This is a genomic window from Herbaspirillum sp. Her3 (genome assembly GCF_057961275.1).
Genome location: NZ_CM176328.1, coordinates 5,366,884 through 5,388,780 on the forward strand (window position 1 = coordinate 5,366,884; position 21,897 = coordinate 5,388,780).

General features: G+C 64.8%; 18 protein-coding genes. 9 read left to right on the top strand and 9 right to left on the bottom strand.

Annotation, left to right across the window (positions count from 1 at the left end; genetic code table 11):
* Window positions 1–58: 58 nt before the first annotated feature.
* Window positions 59–982 carry a carbohydrate ABC transporter permease gene (locus ACVC5H_RS24415; protein WP_489620288.1) on the top strand — a complete coding sequence of 308 codons (924 nt, stop codon included), beginning with the start codon at window positions 59–61 and terminating at the stop codon, window positions 980–982.
* A gap of 34 nt (window positions 983–1,016) precedes the next feature.
* Window positions 1,017–1,868 carry a carbohydrate ABC transporter permease gene (locus ACVC5H_RS24420; protein WP_489620289.1) on the top strand — a complete coding sequence of 284 codons (852 nt, stop codon included), beginning with the start codon at window positions 1,017–1,019 and terminating at the stop codon, window positions 1,866–1,868.
* A 17-nt stretch (window positions 1,869–1,885) separates the two neighbouring features.
* Here ACVC5H_RS24420 and ACVC5H_RS24425 read toward each other — a convergent pair whose 3' ends face one another.
* From ACVC5H_RS24425 to ACVC5H_RS24440, 4 genes are all read right to left on the bottom strand, one after another.
* Entirely contained in the window at window positions 1,886–2,725 is an 840-nt protein-coding gene (locus ACVC5H_RS24425) for a hypothetical protein (protein WP_489620290.1), read from the bottom strand.
* Between the two features lie 145 nt (window positions 2,726–2,870).
* Window positions 2,871–4,349 (bottom strand): efflux transporter outer membrane subunit, encoded by a 1,479-nt coding sequence (locus ACVC5H_RS24430; RefSeq protein ID WP_489620291.1) that lies wholly within the window; start codon window positions 4,347–4,349, stop codon window positions 2,871–2,873.
* The gene (locus ACVC5H_RS24435; RefSeq protein WP_489620292.1) at window positions 4,349–7,492 is read right to left on the bottom strand and encodes an efflux RND transporter permease subunit; all 3,144 of its coding nucleotides are present in this window, start codon (window positions 7,490–7,492) and stop codon (window positions 4,349–4,351) included. Before ACVC5H_RS24435 ends, ACVC5H_RS24430 begins: the two co-directional genes overlap by 1 nt.
* Complete coding sequence (locus tag ACVC5H_RS24440; protein ID WP_489620293.1) at window positions 7,489–8,640, bottom strand: efflux RND transporter periplasmic adaptor subunit; 1,152 nt, start codon at window positions 8,638–8,640, stop codon at window positions 7,489–7,491. Before ACVC5H_RS24440 ends, ACVC5H_RS24435 begins: the two co-directional genes overlap by 4 nt.
* Before the next feature lie 141 nt (window positions 8,641–8,781).
* Between ACVC5H_RS24440 and ACVC5H_RS24445 the strand changes: the two genes are divergently transcribed.
* Window positions 8,782–9,483 (top strand): TetR/AcrR family transcriptional regulator, encoded by a 702-nt coding sequence (locus tag ACVC5H_RS24445; RefSeq protein ID WP_489620294.1) that lies wholly within the window; start codon window positions 8,782–8,784, stop codon window positions 9,481–9,483.
* A gap of 9 nt (window positions 9,484–9,492) precedes the next feature.
* Here the strand turns inward: ACVC5H_RS24445 and ACVC5H_RS24450 are convergent, their stop codons facing one another.
* The 4 genes from ACVC5H_RS24450 to ACVC5H_RS24465 form a co-directional block, all read right to left on the bottom strand.
* The gene (locus ACVC5H_RS24450) at window positions 9,493–10,650 is read right to left on the bottom strand and encodes an alpha/beta fold hydrolase (RefSeq protein ID WP_489620295.1); all 1,158 of its coding nucleotides are present in this window, start codon (window positions 10,648–10,650) and stop codon (window positions 9,493–9,495) included.
* Entirely contained in the window at window positions 10,647–11,828 is a 1,182-nt protein-coding gene (locus tag ACVC5H_RS24455) for an acetate/propionate family kinase (protein WP_489620296.1), read from the bottom strand. The genes ACVC5H_RS24450 and ACVC5H_RS24455 overlap by 4 nt, the downstream gene beginning before the upstream one ends.
* Window positions 11,825–12,784 (bottom strand): bifunctional enoyl-CoA hydratase/phosphate acetyltransferase, encoded by a 960-nt coding sequence (locus ACVC5H_RS24460; RefSeq protein WP_489620297.1) that lies wholly within the window; start codon window positions 12,782–12,784, stop codon window positions 11,825–11,827. The genes ACVC5H_RS24455 and ACVC5H_RS24460 overlap by 4 nt, the downstream gene beginning before the upstream one ends.
* Before the next feature lie 173 nt (window positions 12,785–12,957).
* On the bottom strand, window positions 12,958–14,916 hold the full coding sequence (locus ACVC5H_RS24465) for a putative bifunctional diguanylate cyclase/phosphodiesterase (protein ID WP_489620298.1): 1,959 nt from the start codon (window positions 14,914–14,916) through the stop codon (window positions 12,958–12,960).
* A 276-nt stretch (window positions 14,917–15,192) separates the two neighbouring features.
* Here ACVC5H_RS24465 and ACVC5H_RS24470 point away from each other — a divergent pair, with 276 nt between their 5' ends.
* A complete protein-coding gene (locus ACVC5H_RS24470; protein WP_489620299.1) occupies window positions 15,193–15,387 on the top strand; it encodes a hypothetical protein in 195 nt (64 codons plus the stop codon).
* An 87-nt stretch (window positions 15,388–15,474) separates the two neighbouring features.
* Window positions 15,475–16,641 carry a GGDEF domain-containing protein gene (locus tag ACVC5H_RS24475; RefSeq protein ID WP_489620300.1) on the top strand — a complete coding sequence of 389 codons (1,167 nt, stop codon included), beginning with the start codon at window positions 15,475–15,477 and terminating at the stop codon, window positions 16,639–16,641.
* Here ACVC5H_RS24475 and ACVC5H_RS24480 read toward each other — a convergent pair.
* Complete coding sequence (locus tag ACVC5H_RS24480) at window positions 16,622–17,896, bottom strand: NAD(P)/FAD-dependent oxidoreductase (protein WP_489620301.1); 1,275 nt, start codon at window positions 17,894–17,896, stop codon at window positions 16,622–16,624. The two genes, ACVC5H_RS24475 and ACVC5H_RS24480, sit on opposite strands and share 20 nt — an antisense overlap.
* A gap of 337 nt (window positions 17,897–18,233) precedes the next feature.
* On the opposite strand from ACVC5H_RS24480, the gene ACVC5H_RS24485 reads away from it, so the two are divergent.
* The 4 genes from ACVC5H_RS24485 to ACVC5H_RS24500 are packed head-to-tail and all read left to right on the top strand — an operon-like array spanning window position 18,234 to window position 21,880.
* Window positions 18,234–18,899, top strand: coding sequence for a haloacid dehalogenase type II (locus ACVC5H_RS24485; RefSeq protein ID WP_489620302.1), 666 nt, complete (start codon window positions 18,234–18,236; stop codon window positions 18,897–18,899).
* Between the two features lie 32 nt (window positions 18,900–18,931).
* A complete protein-coding gene (locus tag ACVC5H_RS24490; protein ID WP_489620303.1) occupies window positions 18,932–19,999 on the top strand; it encodes a phosphotransferase in 1,068 nt (355 codons plus the stop codon).
* Window positions 19,996–21,348, top strand: a complete 1,353-nt coding sequence (locus tag ACVC5H_RS24495; RefSeq protein ID WP_489620304.1) for an aspartate aminotransferase family protein — start codon at window positions 19,996–19,998, stop codon at window positions 21,346–21,348. The genes ACVC5H_RS24490 and ACVC5H_RS24495 overlap by 4 nt, the downstream gene beginning before the upstream one ends.
* Window positions 21,349–21,376: 28 nt before the next feature.
* Window positions 21,377–21,880, top strand: a complete 504-nt coding sequence (locus ACVC5H_RS24500) for an Lrp/AsnC family transcriptional regulator (RefSeq protein ID WP_489620305.1) — start codon at window positions 21,377–21,379, stop codon at window positions 21,878–21,880.
* The last annotated feature ends 17 nt before the right edge of the window (window positions 21,881–21,897 follow it).

Genomic DNA, 21,897 nt, shown 5'->3' on the forward strand with positions numbered 1-21,897 from the left:
GGCCATTGCCGCTGCCAGGCGGCGGCAATGGCCCGCCGAAAAAGAAGGAGCCCCCGCCATGCTAGCGCCCACTTCCGCCGCGCAGCCGCCTGCAACCCCATCGGCTGCCACACCGGTCACCGGCCCGCAGCGCAGTGCCGCCCGCCGCAACCGTGCCGCCTTCTGGTTCCTGGCGCCGGCCTGCGTGATGACGCTGGTCTACGTGCTGTACCCGATTTTCTATACGATCTATCTCAGCTTCTTCAGCTGGGATGGCATGACCGATCCCAAATACGTGGGCCTGGCCAACTACATCGAGCTGTTCCATGCGCCGACCTTCTATACGGCCCTGAAGAACAACGTGCTGTGGCTGATCATGTTCCTGCTGGCTCCGCCCATGGGCCTGGCCATCGCGCTCTACCTGAACCAGAAGGTGCGCGGCATGCGCGTGGTGAAGTCGCTGTTCTTCGCGCCCTTCGTGCTCTCGGGCGTGGTGGTGGGGCTGATCTACAGCTGGTTCTATGACCCCAGCTTCGGCCTGCTGTCGCTGATCCTGGGCCACGGCGTGCCGGTGCTGGGCGATGCGCGCTATGCCACCTTCGGCATCGTCTTCGCCGCGCTGTGGCCACAGACTGCCTACTGCATGATCCTCTTCCTCACCGGTTTGACGGCGCTGAACCACGACCAGGTGGAAGCGGCGCGCATGGAAGGTGCGAAAGGCTGGACCATGCTGCGCTACGTGATCCTGCCGCAATTGCGCTCGACGACCTTCATGGCCTTCGTGGTCAGCATCATCGGCGCGCTGCGCAGCTTCGACCTGATTTCCGTGATGACCAGCGGCGGTCCCTACGAGAGTTCCACCGTGCTGGCCTATTACGCCTATGACCAGGCCATCAAGTATTACCGCCAGGGCTATTCGGCCGCAGTGGCGGTGACGCTCTTTGCCATCATGCTGGTCTACATCGTCGATCAGCTGCGCCGCATGCTGCGCGCTGAACGCTAAACGCTAAACGCTCATACAGAAAAGAGGGATCGCCATGTTTCCCATGCCGATAGAAAAATGGAAGCCCATCAACCGCGCGCTCTACCGGGCCTCGCTGCCGGTGGCGCTGCTGATCTGGCTGCTGCCGATGCTGGCCGCGCTGGTCACCTCGATGCGCTCCAACGATGAACTGATGGCTGGCAACTACTGGGGCTGGCCGCAGGACTTCGCCATGCTGGACAATTACCGCGAGGCGCTGACCGCCTCGCCCATGCTGCATTATTTCTGGAACAGCTGCCTCATCACCGTTCCCTCGGTGATCGGTGCCATCTCGCTGGCGGCCATGGCCGGCTTTGCACTGTCGACCTACCAGTTCCGGGGCAATACGGTGCTCTTCGCCACCTTCGTGGCCTGCAACTTCGTGCCGCAGCAGATCCTGATGATTCCTGTGCGTGACCTTACGCTCTCGCTGGGGCTGTTCAATACCATCACCGGGATGATGCTGTTTCATATCGCCATGCAGACCGGATTCTGTACCCTGTTCCTGCGCAACTTCATCAAGCAGCTGCCCTTCGAGATGATCGAGGCGGCGCGCATCGAAGGCGCGAGCGAATGGACCGTGTTCTACCGCATCGTGCTGCCGCTGATCCGCCCGGCGCTGGCGGCCCTGGCGGTGCTGGTCTTCACCTTCGTCTGGAACGATTATTTCTGGGCGCTGGTGCTGACCCAGGGCGATGACGTGGCTCCCATCACCGTCGGTGTGGCCGCCCTGCGCGGCCAGTGGACCACCGCCTGGAACCTGGTCTCGGCCGGTTCCATCCTGGCGGCGCTACCCTCGGTGATCCTGTTCTTCGTGATGCAAAAGCAGTTCGTGGCCGGGCTTACCTTTGGCGCCAGCAAGGGCTGAGCGGCCCGGACCGGCGCTTATTGCGGAACCGACGCCCCCACTTCGGCATTTTGCGGTGCCGCCGGGGGCGGTACGTCGGTCTGGATCATGAGCACCGTACAAAGGCGTGCCGTCATGCCATTCCTGGCCAGCTGTGCGCCTTTGCCGTTATAGATCTTGCCATTGCCCATGAAGACGCCATCAATCTTGAAGGTCCAGGAATTCGAGGGATTTTCCAGGCGGTAGCCCATGCCTGCCAGGCTCAACGATTCGCCGGTAATCGTACCGGACATCACTTCTTCGGCGATCTTGTTGCGCCGCTTGATGACCACCCGGTTGCCATCCACCTCGGCATTGAAGTTGGCCTGGAAGGGCTGGGAGTCCTTGTTGAACCGGTTGGCATCGCAGGACATCACGGCCCGCCAGCGGACATTCGCTGGGGTTGCGTCGGCAGCGGCCAGGCCACCGGCGAGAACGGCGGATGGCAATACACCCAGCTTGCCCCCAAGAACCACGCTGATTGAATCGGGATAGTCGAATCCGGCACCGCTGTTACGATCGATCGCATAGCCGATCAGACCGCCTGCCAGCAGGTTGCCCCAGACATTGGTATTGGCGCGCGATACCACATTCTGCTGCCCGGTCACGCCATCCTTGGCGCACTCCACCAGCAGATCGCCGGTACTCTTCTTGATGGCCACGCTGCCCGGTGTCTTCACATACCACTTGCCCGCATCATTGGAGAGCGTGCAACTGGCCCCCGAAATGATCTGGCTACCCTGCGTGGCCAGCACTGAAACAGGTTGCGTCTGTGTGCCCGTGATGGAGGCACAACCGCCCAGCAGCAAGGCCGCCGTGCATACCAGCATTCTCAACATGGATTCCCCGATGTTCTTGACGCGCTCGCGTCCGTTGTCGTTGTCTTAGCCCGTGGCGCAAGCCTTGCACCTGCGGCCACGTGAGAATATAGCCGAGCGCAGCACTGCCGGACTGACGAATCACTGACAGGGAAAAGAATTTATTTCAACGGCCTGCCGGCGCGGCTTCTCCGGATGCCTGCGTTTCAAACCCTACGCCCATGGCCTGGAACAGCGTGGCCGTATCGCTCAGGCGGCTGGCGGTCGCGCGAATTTCGGCGAGCCTGGCGTTGAGATACTGGCGCTCGCCGGCACGGGTTGCACTGGCCGCGTAGGCGCCAAGCTGAGCACGGCGCAGCGCATTGCGCCAGCCCTGCTCGGAGGCCGTGCGTGCCGCCGCCGAGGCCTGCAGGGCATCGGCATCCTGGGTCAGGGCGACCAGGCTATCGGCCACGTTCTGGAATGCATTCAACACGGTCTGGCGATAATTGGCTTCGGCCGCCAGATAGGTTTCCTTGGCCGCATCGCGCTTGGCCCGCAGCGCGCCGCCATGGAACAGCGGCTGCGTCAGCGACGCGCCCAATCCCCATACCGCACCGGCACCGCTGGTGGCCTTGCCCCAAGAGAAACCGGACTGGCCGAAGGAAGCGCTAATGGAAAGGCTGGGAAACATCTCGGCAGTAGCCAGGGCCTGCTGGGCTGCCGCCACCTTCAGCGCCGCATCGGCCGCCAGGATGTCGGGCCGCTGGCGCAGCAGTTCCGAGGGCACCGTCATGGGGACTTGCGCAGGCAGCTTCAGGCTGGCGATATCAAGATCAGGCGGCGCAGCGTCCGGCGTGCGGCCCATGAGCACGGCCAGGGCGTGGCGCGCGCCCTGCCACTGCGCCTTCAGGCCGGGCAGGCTGGCGCGCAGCGATTGCGCACTGGCGCGTGCGGACAGCAAGTCATCAGCGGAGACCGCACCCAGCGCCAGACGGCGCTGCAGTTCGTCCACATCGGCATCGGCCAGCGCCACCAGGCGTTCGGTGTGCTCCACCTGCGCGCGCAGCGAAGCGGCGTTGATGGCGCTGATGACCACATTGGCCGCCACGGCCCGGCGCGCCGCATCGAACTGGTAGGACTGCGCATCGACCTCGGCAGCCAGCGCCGAATTGGCGAAGCGCTCCACGCCGAACAGGTCGAAGGTGTAACTGGCGCTGATCTGGCCGGCGAAGACGTTGTACAGATTGGTGGTCGGGCCCAGGTTGGGCAGCCCCAGGGCACGCTGGCGCTGGGCCTGGCCGACCGCATCGATGGTGGGCCAGAGCGATTCATCGATCTGCGCGCGCAATTGCAAACGCGCACTGGCGAGATTGCGGTCCGCCTGGGCCAGCGAATGATTGCTGCGCAAAGCTTCCTCCACCCAGGCCGACAGTTGTGGCGAATCATAGGCGCGCCACCATTGCGGTACTGCGCGCTGGCCCAGTACGAAGGTCTGGCGCGCTTCCTGCGGGCCCAGCGTGGCAGGCGTGGCCTCAGCCGCATAGTGGGCCGGCTGCGGCATGGCAGGTGCGTCGCCGGACGGACCCAGTGCGCAGCCCGACAGCAGCAGCGCGGTCGCCAGCGTCAGCGTATGTGGGGCGGACATCAAACGAACGGCGCTCATCAGTGACTCCCTTGCGTGGCGTGGTCGCGGTGATGGGTTTCATCCGGCTTGACCCGGTAGCACAGCGCATAGAGCGCCGGCAGGTAGAACAGGGTCAGGATGGTGGCGATGGTGATGCCGCCCATCAGGGCGGTGGCCATGGGGCCGAAGAAGTTGCTGCGCAACAGCGGGATCAGCGCCAGCACGGCGGCTGCCGCAGTGAGCGTGATCGGGCGGAAGCGCCGCACGGTGGCGCCGACGATGGCATCGAAGCGGCCCCGGCCGGCGGCGATGTCCTGTTCGATCTGGTCCACCAGGATCACCGAGTTGCGCATGATGATGCCCAGCATCGCGATGGTGCCCAGCATGGCGACAAAACCGAAGGGCTGGCCGAACAGCAGCAGCGCACCGACCACGCCGATCAGACCCAGCGGCGCGGTCATGACCACCATCAGGGTGCGGCCAAAGCTTTGCAGCTGCACCATCAGCAACAGCAGCACGGCGATGACCATCAGCGGCATCTGGGCCGAGATCGAAGATTGCGCCTTGGCGTTTTCTTCCACCGGCCCGCCCACGTCGATGCGGTAGCCCACCGGCAGCTCGGCGCGCAATGCATCGAGCTTGCGATTGACCGCATTGGTGACGTCGATGCCCTGCACCCCGGCGCGCACGTCGGCCAGCACGGTGATGGTGGGCTGGCGGTCGCGCTCCCAGATGACGCCGTATTCCAGCGTGTTGTGGAACTGGCCCAGCGCGGCCAGCGGCAGCGGTCCATTGGATGTGGGCATGGACAGCGTGGCCAGCCGCGAGGGATCCACGCGCTCGCTGCGCGGAGCGCGCAGGTCGACGCTGATGAGTTTGTCGCGCTCGCGATATTGCGTCACCGTGAAGCCCGACAATTGCATGGCCAGGAAATTGGCGATCTGCTGGCTGCTCAAGCCGAGCTCGCCGGCGCGCTTCTGGTCGATCTCGAAGGAGACCGAACGCTGGGCCGGTTCATCCCAGTCGAACTGGATATTGGTGGCGCGGCTTTCCTTGCGCAGTTCAGCCGCCACCTGTTCGGCGATGGCGCGCACCTTGGGAATCTGTTCGCCGCTGATGCGGAACTGCACCGGGAAGCCGACCGGCGGGCCGTTCTCCAGACGTGTCAGGCGCGTGCGCGCCCCGCTGAACTGCTTGCGCAGCGGCTCTTCCAGGGCGCGCGCCAGGGCTTCGCGGTCCTCCACCGATTTGGCCGTGACCACGAACTGGGCAAAGTTGGGACTGGCCAGCTGCTGGTCCAGCGGCAGATAGAAGCGCGGTGCGCCGACACCGACGAAGCTGACCACGTGATCGATCTGTGGCCGGTCCTTGAGCAGCGCTTCCATGCGCACCGCTTCGCGCTGGGTGGCCTCGAAGGAGGAGCGCTCCGGCAGACGCAGGTCGATCAGCAGTTCGGGCCGGTCGGAACTGGGGAAGAATTGCTGCGGCACCAGCGCAAAGGCGGCCAGCGAGCCGATGAAGAGCACCGTGGTGGCAATCACCACGCGGCCGCGGAAGGCCACGCACCAGGCCACCGAACGGCGCAGCCAGGTGTAGATGCGGGTCTGGTAGATGGGATGGTCGTGGTCTTCCTCATCGTGGCCGGTGTGCGGATTGGCGGCGATCTGTTCGTCGGTGAGCGCGCCCGGTTTTTCCTTGAGCATGTGATAGCCCAGGAGCGGAATGAGCACCACCGCCGCCAGCCAGGACAGCAGCAGCGCAATGGCCGAGACCTCGAAGATGGAGCGGGTGTATTCACCGGTACCGGACTTGGCCAGGGCAATCGGCAGGAAGCCGGCCACCGTCACCAGGGTGCCGGTCAGCATCGGGAAGGCCGTGCTGGTGTAGGCGAAGGCGGCGGCGCGGCGGCGGTTCCAGCCCTGCTCCAGTTTCACTGCCATCATTTCCACGGCGATGATGGCGTCATCCACCAGCAGGCCCAGCGCCAGCACCAGGGTGCCCAGCGAGACCTTGTGCAGGCCGATGTCGAACTGATACATGAACAGCGAGGTCACCGCCAGCACGATGGGAATCGAGATCACCACCACCATGCCGGTGCGAATGCCCAGCGAGACCAGGCTGACCACCAGCACGATGGCCACCGCCTCGGCCACCGCTTCCAAAAAGTCGTCCACCGACTTCTCCACCGCGTGCGGCATGCTGGAAACCGCCGTCAGCGTGAGGCCGGCGGGCAGGCGCTTGCGCAATTGTTCAGTACGCTCGTCCAGCGCCTTGCCCAGGCGGATCACGTCGCCACCGGGCTGCATGGTCACGCCGATGCCCAGCACCGGCTGGCCGTTGGCACGCATTTCCTGTTCCTGCGGCTCGTCGTAGCCGCGCGTGATGGTGGCGATGTCGCCCAGGCGGAAGTTGCGGCTGTTGATGTGGATGAGTTTGTCTTCCAGCGCGTGCAGGTTGTCGAACTGGCCGGTGGGTCGCACGTAGATACGGTCGCTGCCGGTGGTGATGAGGCCGCCCGGCACCACTGCATTCTGTCCGCCGATGGCATCGGCCAGTTGCTGCGGGCTGATGCCCAGGCGCGTCATGCGGGTATTGCCGATGTCGATGTAGATGTGTTCCTGGCGGTCACCGAAGTAATCGATCTTGCCCACGCCGGGTACGTGCAAGAGTTCGCCGCGCAGCTGGTCGGCATAGTCGCGCAGTTGCGCGGGGGTGAAGCCATCTCCGGCCAGGGCGTAGATGTTGGTGTAGACGTCGCCGAACTCGTCATTGAAGTAAGGGCCCTTGACCCCCTGCGGCAGGTTGGCGACCATGTCGCCGACCTTCTTGCGCACCTGATACCAGGTCTGGGGCACCTGCGAGGCCGGGGCCGTGTCCTTGATGGTGAAGAACAGCTGCGACTGGCCGGGACGCGAATAGCTGCGCAGGAAATCGACGTCCGGCGTCTCCTGCAGCTTGCGCGCGATACGGTCGGTGATCTGCTCCTGTACCTGGCGCGCAGTGGCACCCGGCCAGTCGGTCTGGATCACCATCACCTTGAAGGTGAAGGGCGGGTCTTCGGATTGCGACAGGCGGGAATAGGAACCGATGCCCAACAGGGTCACCAGCGCCAGGATGAAGGTCACCAGCGCCTGGTGCTGCAAGGTCCAGGCGGAGAGATTGAAACGGCCGGGCGCGCTCATAGGGCGAAGTCCTCGGCGTGCAAGGGCGCGACCGGCTTGACCTTCTCGCCCACGGTCAGGGTATGCACGCCCTGCACCACCACCTTGTCATTGGCGGCCACACCTTGCGAGAGCGAAATACTGCGCTCGCCATAGGCCGCCACCGTCACGGGACGCAGTTCCAGCTTGCCATCGGCACCCACGATCCACACCGCCGGCTTGCCGCCCTGGTGGAACAGGGCCGTGGCCGGCAGCAGCAGGACCTGGCCCTGCGCAGTAGCGGCCGGGGTGATCCGCACTTCGCCGGTCATGCCCAGGCGCACATTGGCATCAGGCTGCTCCAGGGTGACCTTGATACGGAAGGTACGGCTTTGTGGATCCGCAGCCGGGCTGATTTCACGCACGCGGCCCTGGTAGGTCTTGCCGGGCAGTGCCGCCAGCGTGACCTCGGCGGCCGCACCGGGCTGCAAGCCAGCCAGCTGGCGGTCGGCCACGTCGGTCACCACGTCGACCGCGCCCGACCAGGCCAGCGAATAGACCGGCTGGCCGGGATTGAGGACGTCGCCGGTATTGGCCTGTTCGGCGCTGATCACGCCATCATGCTGGGCCACCAGCGTGGTGTAGTCGCGCTGGTTGCCGGCCACCGAGGCGCGGGCCTGCGCGCCCCTGAACTGCGAGAGCGCGGCGGCGTGCGCATCCTGGCTCTGTTCCAGCTGCTGGGCGCTGATCAACTGCTCGGCCGCCTGTGCGGTGTCGCGCTGCAACTGCTTCTCGGCGGCTTCCAGGTGCAGGCGGGCGGCAGCCAGTTCGGCGCGGGCCGAGGCGGCGTTCTGGTCGGCATCGGCAGGATCCAGACGGGCCAGGACCTGGCCCTTGCGCACGGTATCGCCCAGATGTACGCGGCGCTCCACCAACTGGCCGGCGACGCGGAAGGACAGCGAAGTCACGTAGCGCGACTGCACTTCGGCCGGCAGGTGCAGCGGCTGGCTGCTACCGCGCTCCTGTGCCTGCAGCACCACCACTTCGCGCGGCGCATCGGCGACCGGCGCAGGCTTGCTGCAGGCCGACAGCATGAGGGTGAGGGGGATGGCCAGCAGCGCTGCACGGGCCAGCGGGAACGGGCGATGTTGTGAAAGAAGGCGGAGGCACGAACGTGAGACAGGCTTCACAGCATTCCTTTCGAGAAGGGAGTGTCAGGAGTGTCGGATCGCGGCGCGTCCGTATCTTTACAAAAGTTCAGGGATTCTAATACACATATGAATTCAGATGCAATAATGTATTTGAATACGACAATGTTAGAATCCTGCCCCATGACACGCCAACGACTCAGCCGCGAGCAAAGCCGTGAGCAGACCCGCGCAAGGCTGCTCGAGGCGGCGCACGTGGTTTTCATGCAAAAAGGATATGCGCAGGCCAGCGTCGAGGACATCAGCGCCTCGGCCGGCTATTCACGCGGGGCCTTCTATTCCAACTTCGACGACAAGGAGCAGCTCTTCTTCGAGCTGTTGCGCCGCGAGGGGGAAAGCATCGACCGCGGTTTCGAGCGCATCCTCGACGGCCAGCTGACCGCACCCGATGCGCTGCGCGAGGCGCTGGCGGTGCAGTATTCGGCGCTGTACCGCGATGACAAATGCAGCCTGTTGTGGATGGAAGCGCGCATCGTCGCGCTGCGTGACGAGAAGTTCCGGGCCCATCTCGACACCTTCCTCGAACAGCGCTACGACCAGATCACCCGCTTCGTCGAAGCCTACTGCCGCCTGATCGGCAGCGCCCCGGCCGCACCGCCGCGCGAGATCGCCATCGGCCTGATGGCCTTGTGCGAAGGCGTGAGTTTTTCCTATCGCTGCGTGCCGCACATGGTCGATGGCAAGACCGCCGAATCGGTGCTGGCGTGGTTCCTTAAAGCCTCCATTGCGGCGGCGGCACCGTCCCCGGCAGCACCGGCGGCGGCCAAGAAAAAGGCGGCGGCCAAACCGGCCACCGCCCGCAAGACCACCCGCCGCGCTACCTGAGCCTGCCGCTCAGGCTGCCTTGAGCGGCGCGGCCAGCCACTGCGCAATCTGCGGCCAGGCCTCGGCCAGGGTGCGGCCCCCCATGAACAGACCAATATGTCCGCCCGGCACCACGCGCTGGGTGATATGCGCTGCCGGTGTGCCCACCAGGTGCGCCGCGTTGAGCACCTGCTCGGGGGTGGTGATGTCGTCGCGCTCGCCGCCCAGCAGGTAGAGCGGGCAGCGGATGTCGCGCAGGTCGAGTGTCTTGCCCAGCGCCACATACTGGCCGCGCGCCAGCAGGTTGTCCTTGAAGATCTGCCGGATGGCCTGGAGATACCAGCGCCCCGGCAGGTCGATGGGCGTTTCGTACCAGGCCGCGAAGGTCTCGCGCTTGGCCAGGTAGACGGGATCATCGATGTGCTGGAACAGGTCCACGTGTTCGTTGAAGTAGTGCTCGTCGGGGTGCATGTTCTTCCAGCCCTGCAGCATGAAGCTGCCGCGCATGAGCCCGCCGCCGGTGCGCACCAGGTCTTCGTAGAAACGGATCGGGGTGCGCTCCACCATCTGCTTCAACGGTCCCTCGCCGGCACCGGCATCGATGGGCGAACCGGCCAGCACCAGGCGCTGCACCTTGTGCGGGAAGCGCGCCGCGATCATGGCGGAAATCCAGCCACCCTGGCACAGGCCGACCAGATTGGCGCGGCCACCCAGTTCATCGATGACCACGCACAGGTCGGCCAGGTAGTTGTCGATCTCCAGGTCCTTCATGTCCTCGCTGGCACTGTGCCAGTCGGTCAGGAACACGTGCGGCACGCCATGTCCGAGCAAGGTCTCGATCAGGCTCTGTCCTTTGTAGTAGTCGGCGATCACCGAAGTGTGGCCCGCATACGGGGCCACCACCAGCGTGGGTACTGCGTGGGCTTCGGCAGGCTTGCCGTATTCACGCAAGGTCAAGGTGCGCAGCGTGAGCCGCACCTGGTTGGCGGTGGCCATCTGCGGATGATGGGTGGCGTGCAGCTTGGCTTCTTCTTCGAGAAAGCGCAGATGCTTGTCCACCACTTCCTGTCCCTGGCGGAACACTTCGGTGGCCAGCATCATGGGCCAGAACAGCGGTACGCTGCCGGGACCGACGGCCGCAGGATCAGGGGCGGCATGGTGGGCGTGGCTGGCAGATGAAGTCGTCATGGATGGCTCCCGTGGATGAGTCGTGCCGCGTCATCGGCAATGACCTGTTCTTCGTTGGTCGGAATGACCAGCACGCGGATGCGGCTGGCCTGGTGGCTGATGCATTCCAGATGCTGTTCGTTGGCACTCTCGTCGAGCTGTACGCCCAGCCAGCCCAGCCGTGCGCAGATGGCCGCGCGCATGCGGGCGTCGTGCTCACCGATGCCGGCCGTGAACACCAGCGCATCCATGCCACCCAAGGTGGTGGCCAGGCGCGCGGCCTCGCCGGCACAACGCAGCGCGAACAGCTCCAGTGCCTCGCGCGCGGCCACTTCCCCGCTCTGCTGCAAGGTCCGCACATCGGCGCTCACGCCGGAAACCCCCAGCAGGCCCGACCGGTGATACAGCAAATCTTCCAGCGCCGCCGGGGTCATCCCCTGCTGCAACAGGTACAGCAATACGCCGGCGTCGAGCGCACCGCAGCGCGTGCCCATGGGCACGCCTTCCAGCGTCGAGAAACCGGTACTGGCATCGACACTGCGACCGTTCTGGATGCCGCACAGGCTGGCGCCGTTGCCCAGGTGCGACACCACCACATTGCCATGTGCCTCGGGCAACTGGCGCCGGCGCAGTTCGGCGGCGATGTAGCTGTAGGAAATTCCGTGGAAGCCATAACGCAGCACACCTTCGTCGTGCAGCTTGCGCGGCAGCGCGAAGCGGCGCGCCAGCGCATCCTGGCTGGCGTGGAAGGCGGTATCGAAGGAGGCTGTCTGCGGCAGGCCCGGACGCAAGCGCGCGATGGCGCGGATCAGGCGCAGGTTCTGCGGCTGGTGCAGCGGCGCCAGGGGGGCCAGCGCTTCCAGTTCCGATTCGATGCGTTCATCCAGCAGGACGGACTGCGCCAGATGCAGGCCACCATGCACCACGCGATGGCCGACCGCACAGAGCGCGCCCTGCTCATGGCCGACTTCGAGCTGATGCAGTACCTGTTCCAGTACCTTGTCCATGGAGGCCGCAGGGTCGGCGTCGATGGCCATGACCGAGGACACACCCTCGATCTCCAGCCGCAGGCGCAGCGGACTCAGGTGCAGGTCGAGCTGGCCCTGGCCGATCTTGCTGGCGCTGTTGCCATCGAGGCGAAACACGCCCAGCTTGATCGTGGACGAACCCGCATTGAAGGTCAGCAGCCAGCGGTTCACGGTGCCTCCTTGCCGACGGCCTGCACCTTGCTGCGCGAGGCGAACAGGCGCGCCAGTGCTGAGGAAGCCAGGCGTACCCGCAAGCTGTCGGCACGGCTGGTGAGAATCACCGGCACGCGCGCCCCCAGGACCAGCCCGGCGGCCTCGGCCTGCGACAGGTAGATCAATTGCTTGGCCAGCATGTTGCCGGCTTCGAGGTCGGGTACCAGCAGGATGTCGGCACTGCCCGCCACCGGCGACTGGATGTGCTTGATGCTGGCCGATTGCAGGCTGATGGCATTGTCGAAGGCCAGCGGACCATCGACCAGCGCGCCGGTGATCTGGTGGCGCGTGGCCATGACCGTCAGGGCCGCTGCATCCAATGTGGACGGCATGGCCGGATTGACCGTCTCGACCGCCGCCAGCACCGCCACATGCGGACGCGGCACACCCATCACGTGCAGCAGGTCGATGGCGTTCTGGCAGATGTCGCGCTTGTGCGCCAGGGTGGGCGCGATGTTGATGGCCGCATCGGTGATGATGAGCGGCTTGGCGTAGGTGGGAATGGCCATGGCATAGACATGGCTGATGCGGCGCTCGGTGCGCAGTCCCGAGCCGGATGCCACCACCGCACCGAGCAGTTCGTCGCTGTGCAGGCTGCCCTTCATGAGCGCGGCGACACGGCCCTGCACGGCCAGTTCGACGGCGCGCGCCGCAGCGGCGTGACTGTGTTCGGCCGCTTCGATCTGCAAGCCCGTCAGCGACAGGCCCGCTTTGTCAGCAACCTGACGGATCCTGGCTTCAGGCCCGACCAGCAGCGGTTCCAGCAGGCCTTCTTCGCGCGCTTCCAGCGCGCCCTGCAAGGCCTCGGCAGAACAGGGATGGACTACGGCGACCCGCATCGGCTGCGCGCCCAGGGCATCGCGGATGAGTTGACCGTAGCGCTCGGCAGGCGTGGCCTGCGTGGGTGGAAACATGGCGTTCTCCTGGAGGGGGGCGCATGAGGCCGGACGCACTCATGCGTGCTTGCTGTGTCGCAGCATATCTCCAGGCGGAGGTGAACTCAATTGCGGCAATGCCCGCAAAACGGGCAGAGAGAACAAAGCTTGATCTGCTTCAACTTTAGCCCCGCCACCTGTTGTGCATGCATTCAAACCTGCGCGAATGTCAGTACATGCTGGCGCGCCAGGTGGACCGGCATGGGCTCGGCGAAGTAATGGCCCTGCATCGCAGGGCACTGCATGGATTGCAGGATGGCCAGGTCTTGCGCGCTCTCCACGCCTTCGGCCACCACCTCGAAACCGAAGGACGCAGCCAGCTGCAGCACGGCCAGCACCAGGGCCTGGTTCTCGGTCTTGTCGGCCAGGCCGGTGACGAAGCTGCGATCGATCTTCACGCGCGAGACCTGCAGCTGGCGCAGGAAGCCCAGCGAGGAATAGCCCACGCCAAAGTCATCGATGGCAATGCTCACACCGTGTGCAGCCAGCGCCGCCAGGGTCTCGGCGGTGGCCTGCAGGTCAATGGCGGTCTCTTCGGTGATCTCGATCTCCAGCATGTGTGCGGGCAGGTTCTGGCGCTGCAGGGTCGCCACCACCAGGTCCTCGATGACGATGCGTTCCATTTCGCGCGGCGAGATGTTCATCGACACGCGCAGGTCGTCGCGGCCGTTCTCTTGCATGAACCGGATCATCTGTGCCACTTCGCCCATGATGAAGCGCAGCAGTTCTTCGGACAAACCCGCCAGCGCTGCAATCTCGATGAGGTCCGGCGGTGCGATGGGACCATGCCGGGGATGCGTCCAGCGCACCAGCGCTTCGAAGCCATCGAGGGCGTGGCCGCCGTCGCAGACGATGGGCTGGAACCAGAGCTGCAATTGTCCATCGGCCAGCGCTTGCGCCAGGTCACGCTCGACGTCGCGCTTCATCTGCAGATGTGCGTCCAGCGTGTCGTTGAAGACGTAGAACTGATTGCGGCCACGGCGCTTGGCCTCGTACATGGCGGCGTCCGAGCAGACCAGCATCTCGTTGATATCGTCGCCGCGCGACAGGTAGATGCCCAGGCTCAGGCCAATATGACGATGGGCCAGCCGCGCGAACGGCTGCCGGATGGCCTCGATGAGCCGCTGTGCCACCTGCTCGGGTTGCTCCGCATGCGCACCGGCGGGATACAGGATCACGAACTCGTCGCCACCCAGGCGCGCCAGCGTGGCCTGTTCGGGCAGGCAGGCCTGCAGGCGCCGTGCCACTTCGATGAGCACCTGGTCGCCGGCTTCATGGCCATAGGCGTCGTTGATGACCTTGAAGCCATCCAGGTCCAGGAACATCAGGCATAACCGCTGCGGCTGGCGCGCCACCACCTGCGTGGCCACCTGCATGAAGCCGGCGCGGTCCAGCAGGTCGGTCAGCAGATCATGCTCGGCCTGGTACTGCATGCGGTTGGCAAACTGGCGCAGATCCTCGTGCGCCACCGCCAGGGCCCGGTTGGCCGTGGTCGCTTCATTCTTGAGGGCACAGGCGCGCGCGAACATGTTCTCGCCGACGAGGGCGCCACGAACCAGGCCAGCCAGGTAGATCACGGCAGTGGTCCCCAGCGCCAGACGGGTCGGATTGCGATCGAAGGCGAACAGGCAGAAGATCACCGACAACAAGGGCGGCGTGATGAAACTGATGGGAATGCGGGAGAAAGCAAAACCGTGCGTGACCGCACCGGCCGTGATGCCGCACACGCAGGTGAGGTAGAACAGCGTCTCCGGCGTGGTGTAGCCCTCGCTCAGCCAGGGCATGCCGGCCCATGCGATGCCCGAGACCAGGGCCAGCACCCAATGCAGGCGCAGATTCAGCTCCACTACCGCACCTTCGCCAAGAGACTCGCCACGCGGGTGCATCCATGGCACCAACTGTGCCACGCGTTGTGGCGAGAGGCGGCACAGCGGAATGCGCACCAGATTGACCAGCGTGGCGCAGGCCAGCCAGGCCAGCGCGATCCACAGCTTGCCTGAATGCCAGGCCACGAAGGTCGAGATGGCGCTCAGGATGAAGGCCACCGGGATCGACAGCATGACGGTGTGCCGTGCCGCCGTCAGTTGGTCGGCACGGATCAGTTGTCGCAATGCAAGTATGGATGCCTGGTCTCTGGCGTTTGTTTCTGTGTTGAATTCTTTCACATCCCTATCCCGTCATCCCCGTGTGCGCTGCCCGGCGAGCGGCGTGGCAGAACAACAGCGGCCACCCTGGCCAAGGAGCCAAGGACGGTCGCCGGTATTATCCAATGAATGAGACGAATTCCCTTGAAAACAATGGCTCGTTGAGATGTATCAACGAGTTGTTGGCGCGGAAGAGACAAGCTGCAGGCTGGTTGCCCCTTTTTTCGACACCTGGAGAATCTCATGCCACAAGACAATGGCAACTGGTTATCGGCTGAACAGGCCGTCATGCCGGATGGCAGCGAACGTCAGAACTTGCCGCTGATTAACAAAAAACTGCCGCAGCTCTCGCCCCGGCAGGCAGACCAGGCGGACATCGCCGCCACCCCCGCAGCGCCTGCCACACAGGCGGCCAAGGACCAGTCCGGCCAGGGCTGATATCACTGGCGTCAGCGCCCGCCCGGGGCGATGCGGGCTAGAATGGGAGCGGTTTTTACTGCGCGGCAAATTGGCGCTGCTCCTGTCATGGCTCTCGATCCTTCCACTCTGCTCATCCTCACCATCGCGCTGGCGGCGTCGGCCGCACTCTACCTGGCCATCGAGTGGATCAGCGTGCGGGAACGCTCGCTGTTGCTGTGGAGCAGCGGTTTCGCCATCATCACCATCGGCTCCTTCCTGGCGCTGCTGCGCTCGCGCGGCTATCTGCTGGTCGGCATCTGGTTTGCCAATGGCTTGCTGATCGCCGCGCATGGGTGCTTTCTGGCAGGCGTGGCGTGGTTCACGCGCACCCGCGTATCGCGTGCCTGGTGGATCATTGCGCTGCTGTGGCTGCTGATGTTGCTGCTGCCCACCCACGCCTGGTGGTCGCGCGTGATGCTGGGCCTGCAGTCGCTGATGATCGCCGCCCTCACCTTGCGTGCCAGCAGCCTGCTGCGTCCGCACGGCGCCTCGCTGAGTGTAGGCGCCGTGCAGTTGCGCTATGTGTTGCTGGTGCATGGGGCCTTCTATATGGCCAAGGCGATATCGGCACTGGCGCTGGGCGCCTTCGTCGACCTGGCGGCGTTTGGCGGCACCCTCATCCAGATCTCGCTGGTGGAGGGATCGATGGCGGTGATGCTGATCGCGCTGTCGATGACCGGCACCGAGCGTCATCGCCGCGAAGAACGCATCGGACAACTGGCCGCGCGCGATCCATTGACGGGGCTGCTGAACCGGCGCGCTCTGCAGGACCGGGCGCCGGCGCTGCTGGCGCAGGCCAGCGAAGCGCATCCCGGGGCACTGCTGCTGATCGATATCGACAACTTCAAGCAGGTCAACGACCTGCACGGCCATGCGGCCGGCGACAAGTTGCTGGAAGCCTTCAGCGACTTGCTGCGCGAGGTCTTGCCTGCCGATACCCTGGCGGCCCGCCTGGGTGGGGATGAATTCGTGATCCTGTTGCAGGATGTACACGCACAAGAGGTGGAGCAGACAGGAGACCGGTTGCGGCAAGCCTTTGCTCACGTGGCGCGCAAGGCTTTTCCTACCCCGGAGGCCGTGAGCCTCAGCGTGGGCGTCAGCCTCTACGGTGCGGCTGCGCCTGATCTGGAAAACCTGATGGGCCTTGCCGATGCGGCACTCTACGAGGCCAAACGGGCGGGGCGTGACCGGGTAGCCATGCGCCCGGCCAGCGTCATTGCAACCAGTCCTTGAGCCGATACCAGGTGCCGACCACGGGCAGGAACCAGGGCCTGCCGAAATGGCCCGGGATGGCCGGCCAGTCGAAGTCCTTCCAGGGATTGAGGTCGGCGCGGCCTTCCATGATGTCAGCCATCATGGTCCCCATCAGGGTGGCCATGTGCGTACCGTGGCCGCTGTAGCCCATGGCGTAATACAGCCCGTCGCGCTGGCCTGCCCGTGGCAGGCGGTCGCGCGTCATGTCGACCATGCCGCCCCAGCAATAATCGATGCGCACCCGCGCCAGCTCCGGAAAGACGGCCAGCATCTGGGCGCGCAGGATCTCCCCGCTCCTGGCATCCGATTGCGGACTGGAGACGGCAAAGCGGGCGCGCCCGCCGAACAGCAGGCGATTGTCCGGCGTGGTCCGGAAGTAATTGACGAAGTTCTTGGTGTCGGTGTACATGCGCTGCGTCGGCAGCAACTGTGCCAGCAAGGCAGCGGGCAAGGGTTCGGTAACGATCAGGAAGGCGCCGACCGGGATGATGCGGCGGCGGATCCAGCCGAACGGACCGACCTGTGAAATCCCGCTGGCCAGCAATACCTGCCGCGCGTGCAGCACACCGGCCGGAGTGCGCACCTCATATCCGCGGCCCTGGGCCTGCAACCCCAATACGGGCGTGCGTTCGAGATAGACGGCACCGCGCCGCTGGGCGGCCTGGGCCAAGCCGCGCACATAGCGGCCGACATGCATGCCGGCGCTCTTTTGCATCAGCAGGCCACCGTAGTAGCGGTCGCTACCCAGCTCATCGCGCAGCTGCGTCCTGCTCAGCAGGCGCGTATCGGGGTCGACGTTCCTGGCCAGCAGTTCCTGGCTGCGTGCCAGCTTGTCGGCATGCTCCGGCTTGGCCGCCAGCTTGAGCTTGCCCACGCGCGCGAAGTGGCAATCGATGGCCTCTTCCCGCACCAGCCGTTCCACTGTATCGACCCCGGCATCGAAGGCGCGGTAAAGAAGGTTGGCCCGCTCGGTCCCGAGCTGCTGTGACAGCGCGGCGTAATCCTGGGCGAAGCCGTTGTTGCACATGCCGCCATTGCGCCCCGATGCGGCACCGCCCACGATGTCGGCCTCGCATACCACCACCCTGGCCCCCTTGTGCGCCAGGGCCAGCGCTGCGGCCGAGCCGGTGATGCCGCCACCGACCACCACGACGTCGCAGCCACCCTCGGGCAGGCTGTCGGCCTGAGTGACGAAGACAGGGGACGTATCCAGCCAATACGACTTCATTTGCATCACGGGCTCCATGAGACAGTCAGCGGCCGCGTCATCCAGCAGGAATGGGGCGCTACGGATTCGCATCGATTATGGCGTCCGCTCCATGAATGAAGATTAATGCTCATTGAACTCACCATTAAGCCTGCATTAATGCTCCTCATGCGCTTCCGGACGTGCCATTGCTGACGTTCTGCTGACGCCCCCATCGATCCGGCATCGGCACCGGGCCGCCGTGCAAAATGCCGGAAACCCTTCGCTGAAAAGTAGAAGCTGCTCCGATAACGCGTCGATAAGCATCAATTGTTGGGGGCAGGCAGCCATACTTCTTTCATCACCAACGAAGGAGTTCGACCAAATGATTTTCAAGCCCAAGTTCATCAGTTTCGATTGTTACGGCACCCTCATCAACTTTGAGATGGGCCCGACCGCCCGCAAGCTCTTCGCCGATCGCGTTGATGAAAAGCGCATGCCGGCCTTCCTGGAAAGCTTCCGCTTCTATCGTCTCGATGAAGTCCTGGGTGCCTGGAAGCCTTTCTTCGATGTCGTCGAAAACTCCCTCCAGCGTGCCTGTCACGCGCACGGCGTGGAATATCGCGCCAGTGACGCGCAGGCACTGTATGCCGCCGTTGCGACCTGGCAACCGCATCCGCATGTGGTGGAAACCCTGGAAAAGATTGCCCCGCAGATCCCGCTGGTGATCCTCTCGAACTCCATGATCGATCTGATCCCGCACAGCGTGGCACATCTGAAAGCACCTTTCCACGCGGTCTATACCGCCGAGGAAGCGCAGGCCTACAAACCGCGGGCACAGGCCTTCGAATACATGTTCGACCAGCTCGGCTGCGGTCCTGAAGAGATGGTGCATTGCTCGTCGAGCTTCCGCTATGACCATATGACGGCGGCCGATCTCGGTTTCATGGGCAAAGCCTTCATCGATCGCAACCACGAACCGTACTGCGAGGGCTATGGCGTGAGCCGGCTGACGGATTTCCGACAGCTGGCCGGCCTGGTGGGCCTTTGATGAATGCCTTCGCAACCACGAAGCCGGAATGCATGATGCCTGCCACCGCGTCGAGCGACACCGCCGCCCTGGATACGGCGGCGCCTGATCTTTCCCCGGCCGCGCTGGAAACACTGGCAGCAGAGCGCTACGGGATCAAAGGTGCGGCCTCTGCACTGGCCGGGGAGCGAGACCAGAACGCCTGCATCGATACCGCTGACGGTACCCGCTACGTGCTCAAGATCAGCAACCCTTCCGAGCAGGCGTCGATGGTGGATTTCCAGGTCGCGGCCCTGGATCACATCGCGCAGGCAGCGCCGGATCTGCCGATCCCGCGTGTGTTGCGTACGCTGGACGGACACGACACCGATCGGGTGCGCCTGCCGGATGGCAGCGTGAGCATGGTACGCATGCTGACTTATCTTGAGGGCATCCAGATCAAGCATACCGACCGCACACCCGGCCAGCGGCGCGCCATGGGCAGCAGCCTGGCCAGGCTGGACCTAGCCTTGTGCGGCTTCGATCATCCCGGTGCGCGTCATGATCTGCTGTGGAACGTCGCCACCGCACACCGGTTGCGCGACAAGATGGAGAGCCTGTCCGATCCGGCGCAGCGCCAGCTGGCGCAGCACTTCATGGCGCGCTTCGAGCAGCAGGTGTTGCCGCGCCTGGCGCAGGTGCGCGCACAGGTGATCCACAATGACTATCACCTCTACAACGTACTGGTGCGACCCGACGCGCTGGAACAGATCGCCGGCATCATCGATTTTGGCGACATGGTACACGCACCGCTGGTGGGCGAAGTCGCCACGGCAGCGGCCTTTCACATGACCGGCAACACCGATCCCTTCGAAGGACCGAGGCAGTTCGTGGCGGCTTATCACGATGTCTTGCCGCTGACCCCGCTCGAACAGGACATCGTCACCGACCTGATGGTCACGCGCCAGCTGGTGACCGCGCTCATCACGGAATGGCGCGTCGTGCGCTATCCCCATAACCGCGCCTACATCATGCGGCACAACCCGGCCGCCTGGGAGGCGCTCGGCCAGCTGGCCGACATGCCGCGCCAGGACGCGCGCGACCGCCTGCTTTCCGACATCCGACACAGGAGCATCGCATGACCACCACCGACCTGAACATGGTCAACGCCTATATCCCCGGCCGGGCCGACGTCGGTCCGGTGACCGGGGCCCTGATCGAACGCCGCAATGCCCTGCTGGGACCGGCCTATCGCCTGATGTACGAACATCCGCTGCATATCGTGCGCGGCGAAGGCGTGTGGCTGATCGATCCGGAGGGACGGCGCTATCTGGACGTCTACAACAACGTGACCTCGCTGGGCCACTGCCATCCCGCCGTGACCGAGGCGATCTGCCAGCAGGTGCAGACGCTGGCCACCAATACCCGCTACCTGCACGACACCATCCTGGAACTGGCCGAGCGCCTGCTGGCCACCGTGTCCGGCGCCGCACTGGCCCACCTGATGCTCACCTGCACCGGCAGCGAGGCCAACGACCTCGCCTATCGCATCGCCAAGGTGCGCACTGGCGGCACCGGCATCATCGTCACCGAGACCGCTTACCACGGCATCACGGATGCGGTCTCGCAATTCTCGCCATCGCTGGGCACTACCGTGAACCTCGGTCCGCACGTGCGCCTGGTGCCGGCACCACGGGCCTATCACGCGCAGGGAGAAGACCTCGGCGAACGCTTCACCCGCGACGTGCAAGCCGCCATCGCCGACCTGCAACGGCACGGCATCCAGCCGGCTGCACTGATCGTGGATTCACTCTTCACCAGCGATGGCATCCTGCCCGGCCCTGCCGGCTTCCTGCAGGGTGCGGTGGAAGCGGTCAAGCAGGCTGGCGGGCTCTTCATTGCCGACGAGGTACAGCCCGGATTTGGCCGCACGGGCGAGCACATGTGGGGCTTCCAGCGTCATGGTGTCACGCCCGACGTCGTGACCATGGGCAAGCCGATGGGCAATGGCCAGCCGGTCGCGGGCCTGCTGGCCACGGCCGACGTGTTGCAGGAGTTCGGCCAGCGCTCGCGCTACTTCAATACCTTTGGCGGCAATACGGTGTCGTGCGCGGCGGCCCTGGCAGTGCTCAAGACCATCGAGCGCGAGGAGCTGATCCCGCATGCCCGCCATGTGGGCTCGGTACTTCTGGACGGCATCAGCGCCCTGGCCAAACGTCACGAGGCCATTGGCGACGTACGTGGCGCCGGCATGTTCGTGGGCGTGGAACTGGTCTCGGACCGGGAAAAGCGCACCCCTGATCGCGCGCTCACCAGCGAGGTGGTCAACCGGATGCGTCAGAAGGGCGTACTGCTGAGTGCCTGCGCGATGGGTCACAACGTGCTGAAGATTCGTCCGCCGCTGGTCCTCACAGCAGAGCAGGCCGGCATGGTCATCGATGCGCTGGACCAGTCGCTGACCGAAGCCAGGGTGGCCGTCAGCGGCCGTTGAGGACGCGATGCGGTGCTATGATCGATCCATGCGACCTACCGACCCTCTCGACCGCACCGACATCAAGATCCTCGAGCACTTGCAGCGCGAGGGTCGCTGTTCGAACGTGGAGCTGGCCGAAGCCGTCAATCTCAGCCCCAGTCCGTGCCTGACCCGTACCAAGCGCATGGAAGAAGTCGGCATCATCGCCGGCTATGCGGCCCGGGTTGCGCTGGACAAGCTGGGCAGCCACGTCGTGGTGTTTTCCGAAATCACGCTCGGCAGCCACCGCCCTGCGGACTTTCGCAAGTTCGAACAGGGCGCGGCCAGGTATGCGGAAATCGTCGAATGCTACAACGTCAGCGGCGGTTATGATTACCTGCTCAAGATCATCACGCCTACGGTCGGGATGTTTCAGGAACTGATGGAGCGCATGCTGGCTGATGAGATCGGCATCGAGAAATTCGCCAGCCGCATCGTGCTGCGACATCCGTATGAACAGCGGGCGGAGCCGGTGGGGGTGATTGCTTCGGGCAACTGCAGCTGGAGATGACGGTGGATGGAATCCGC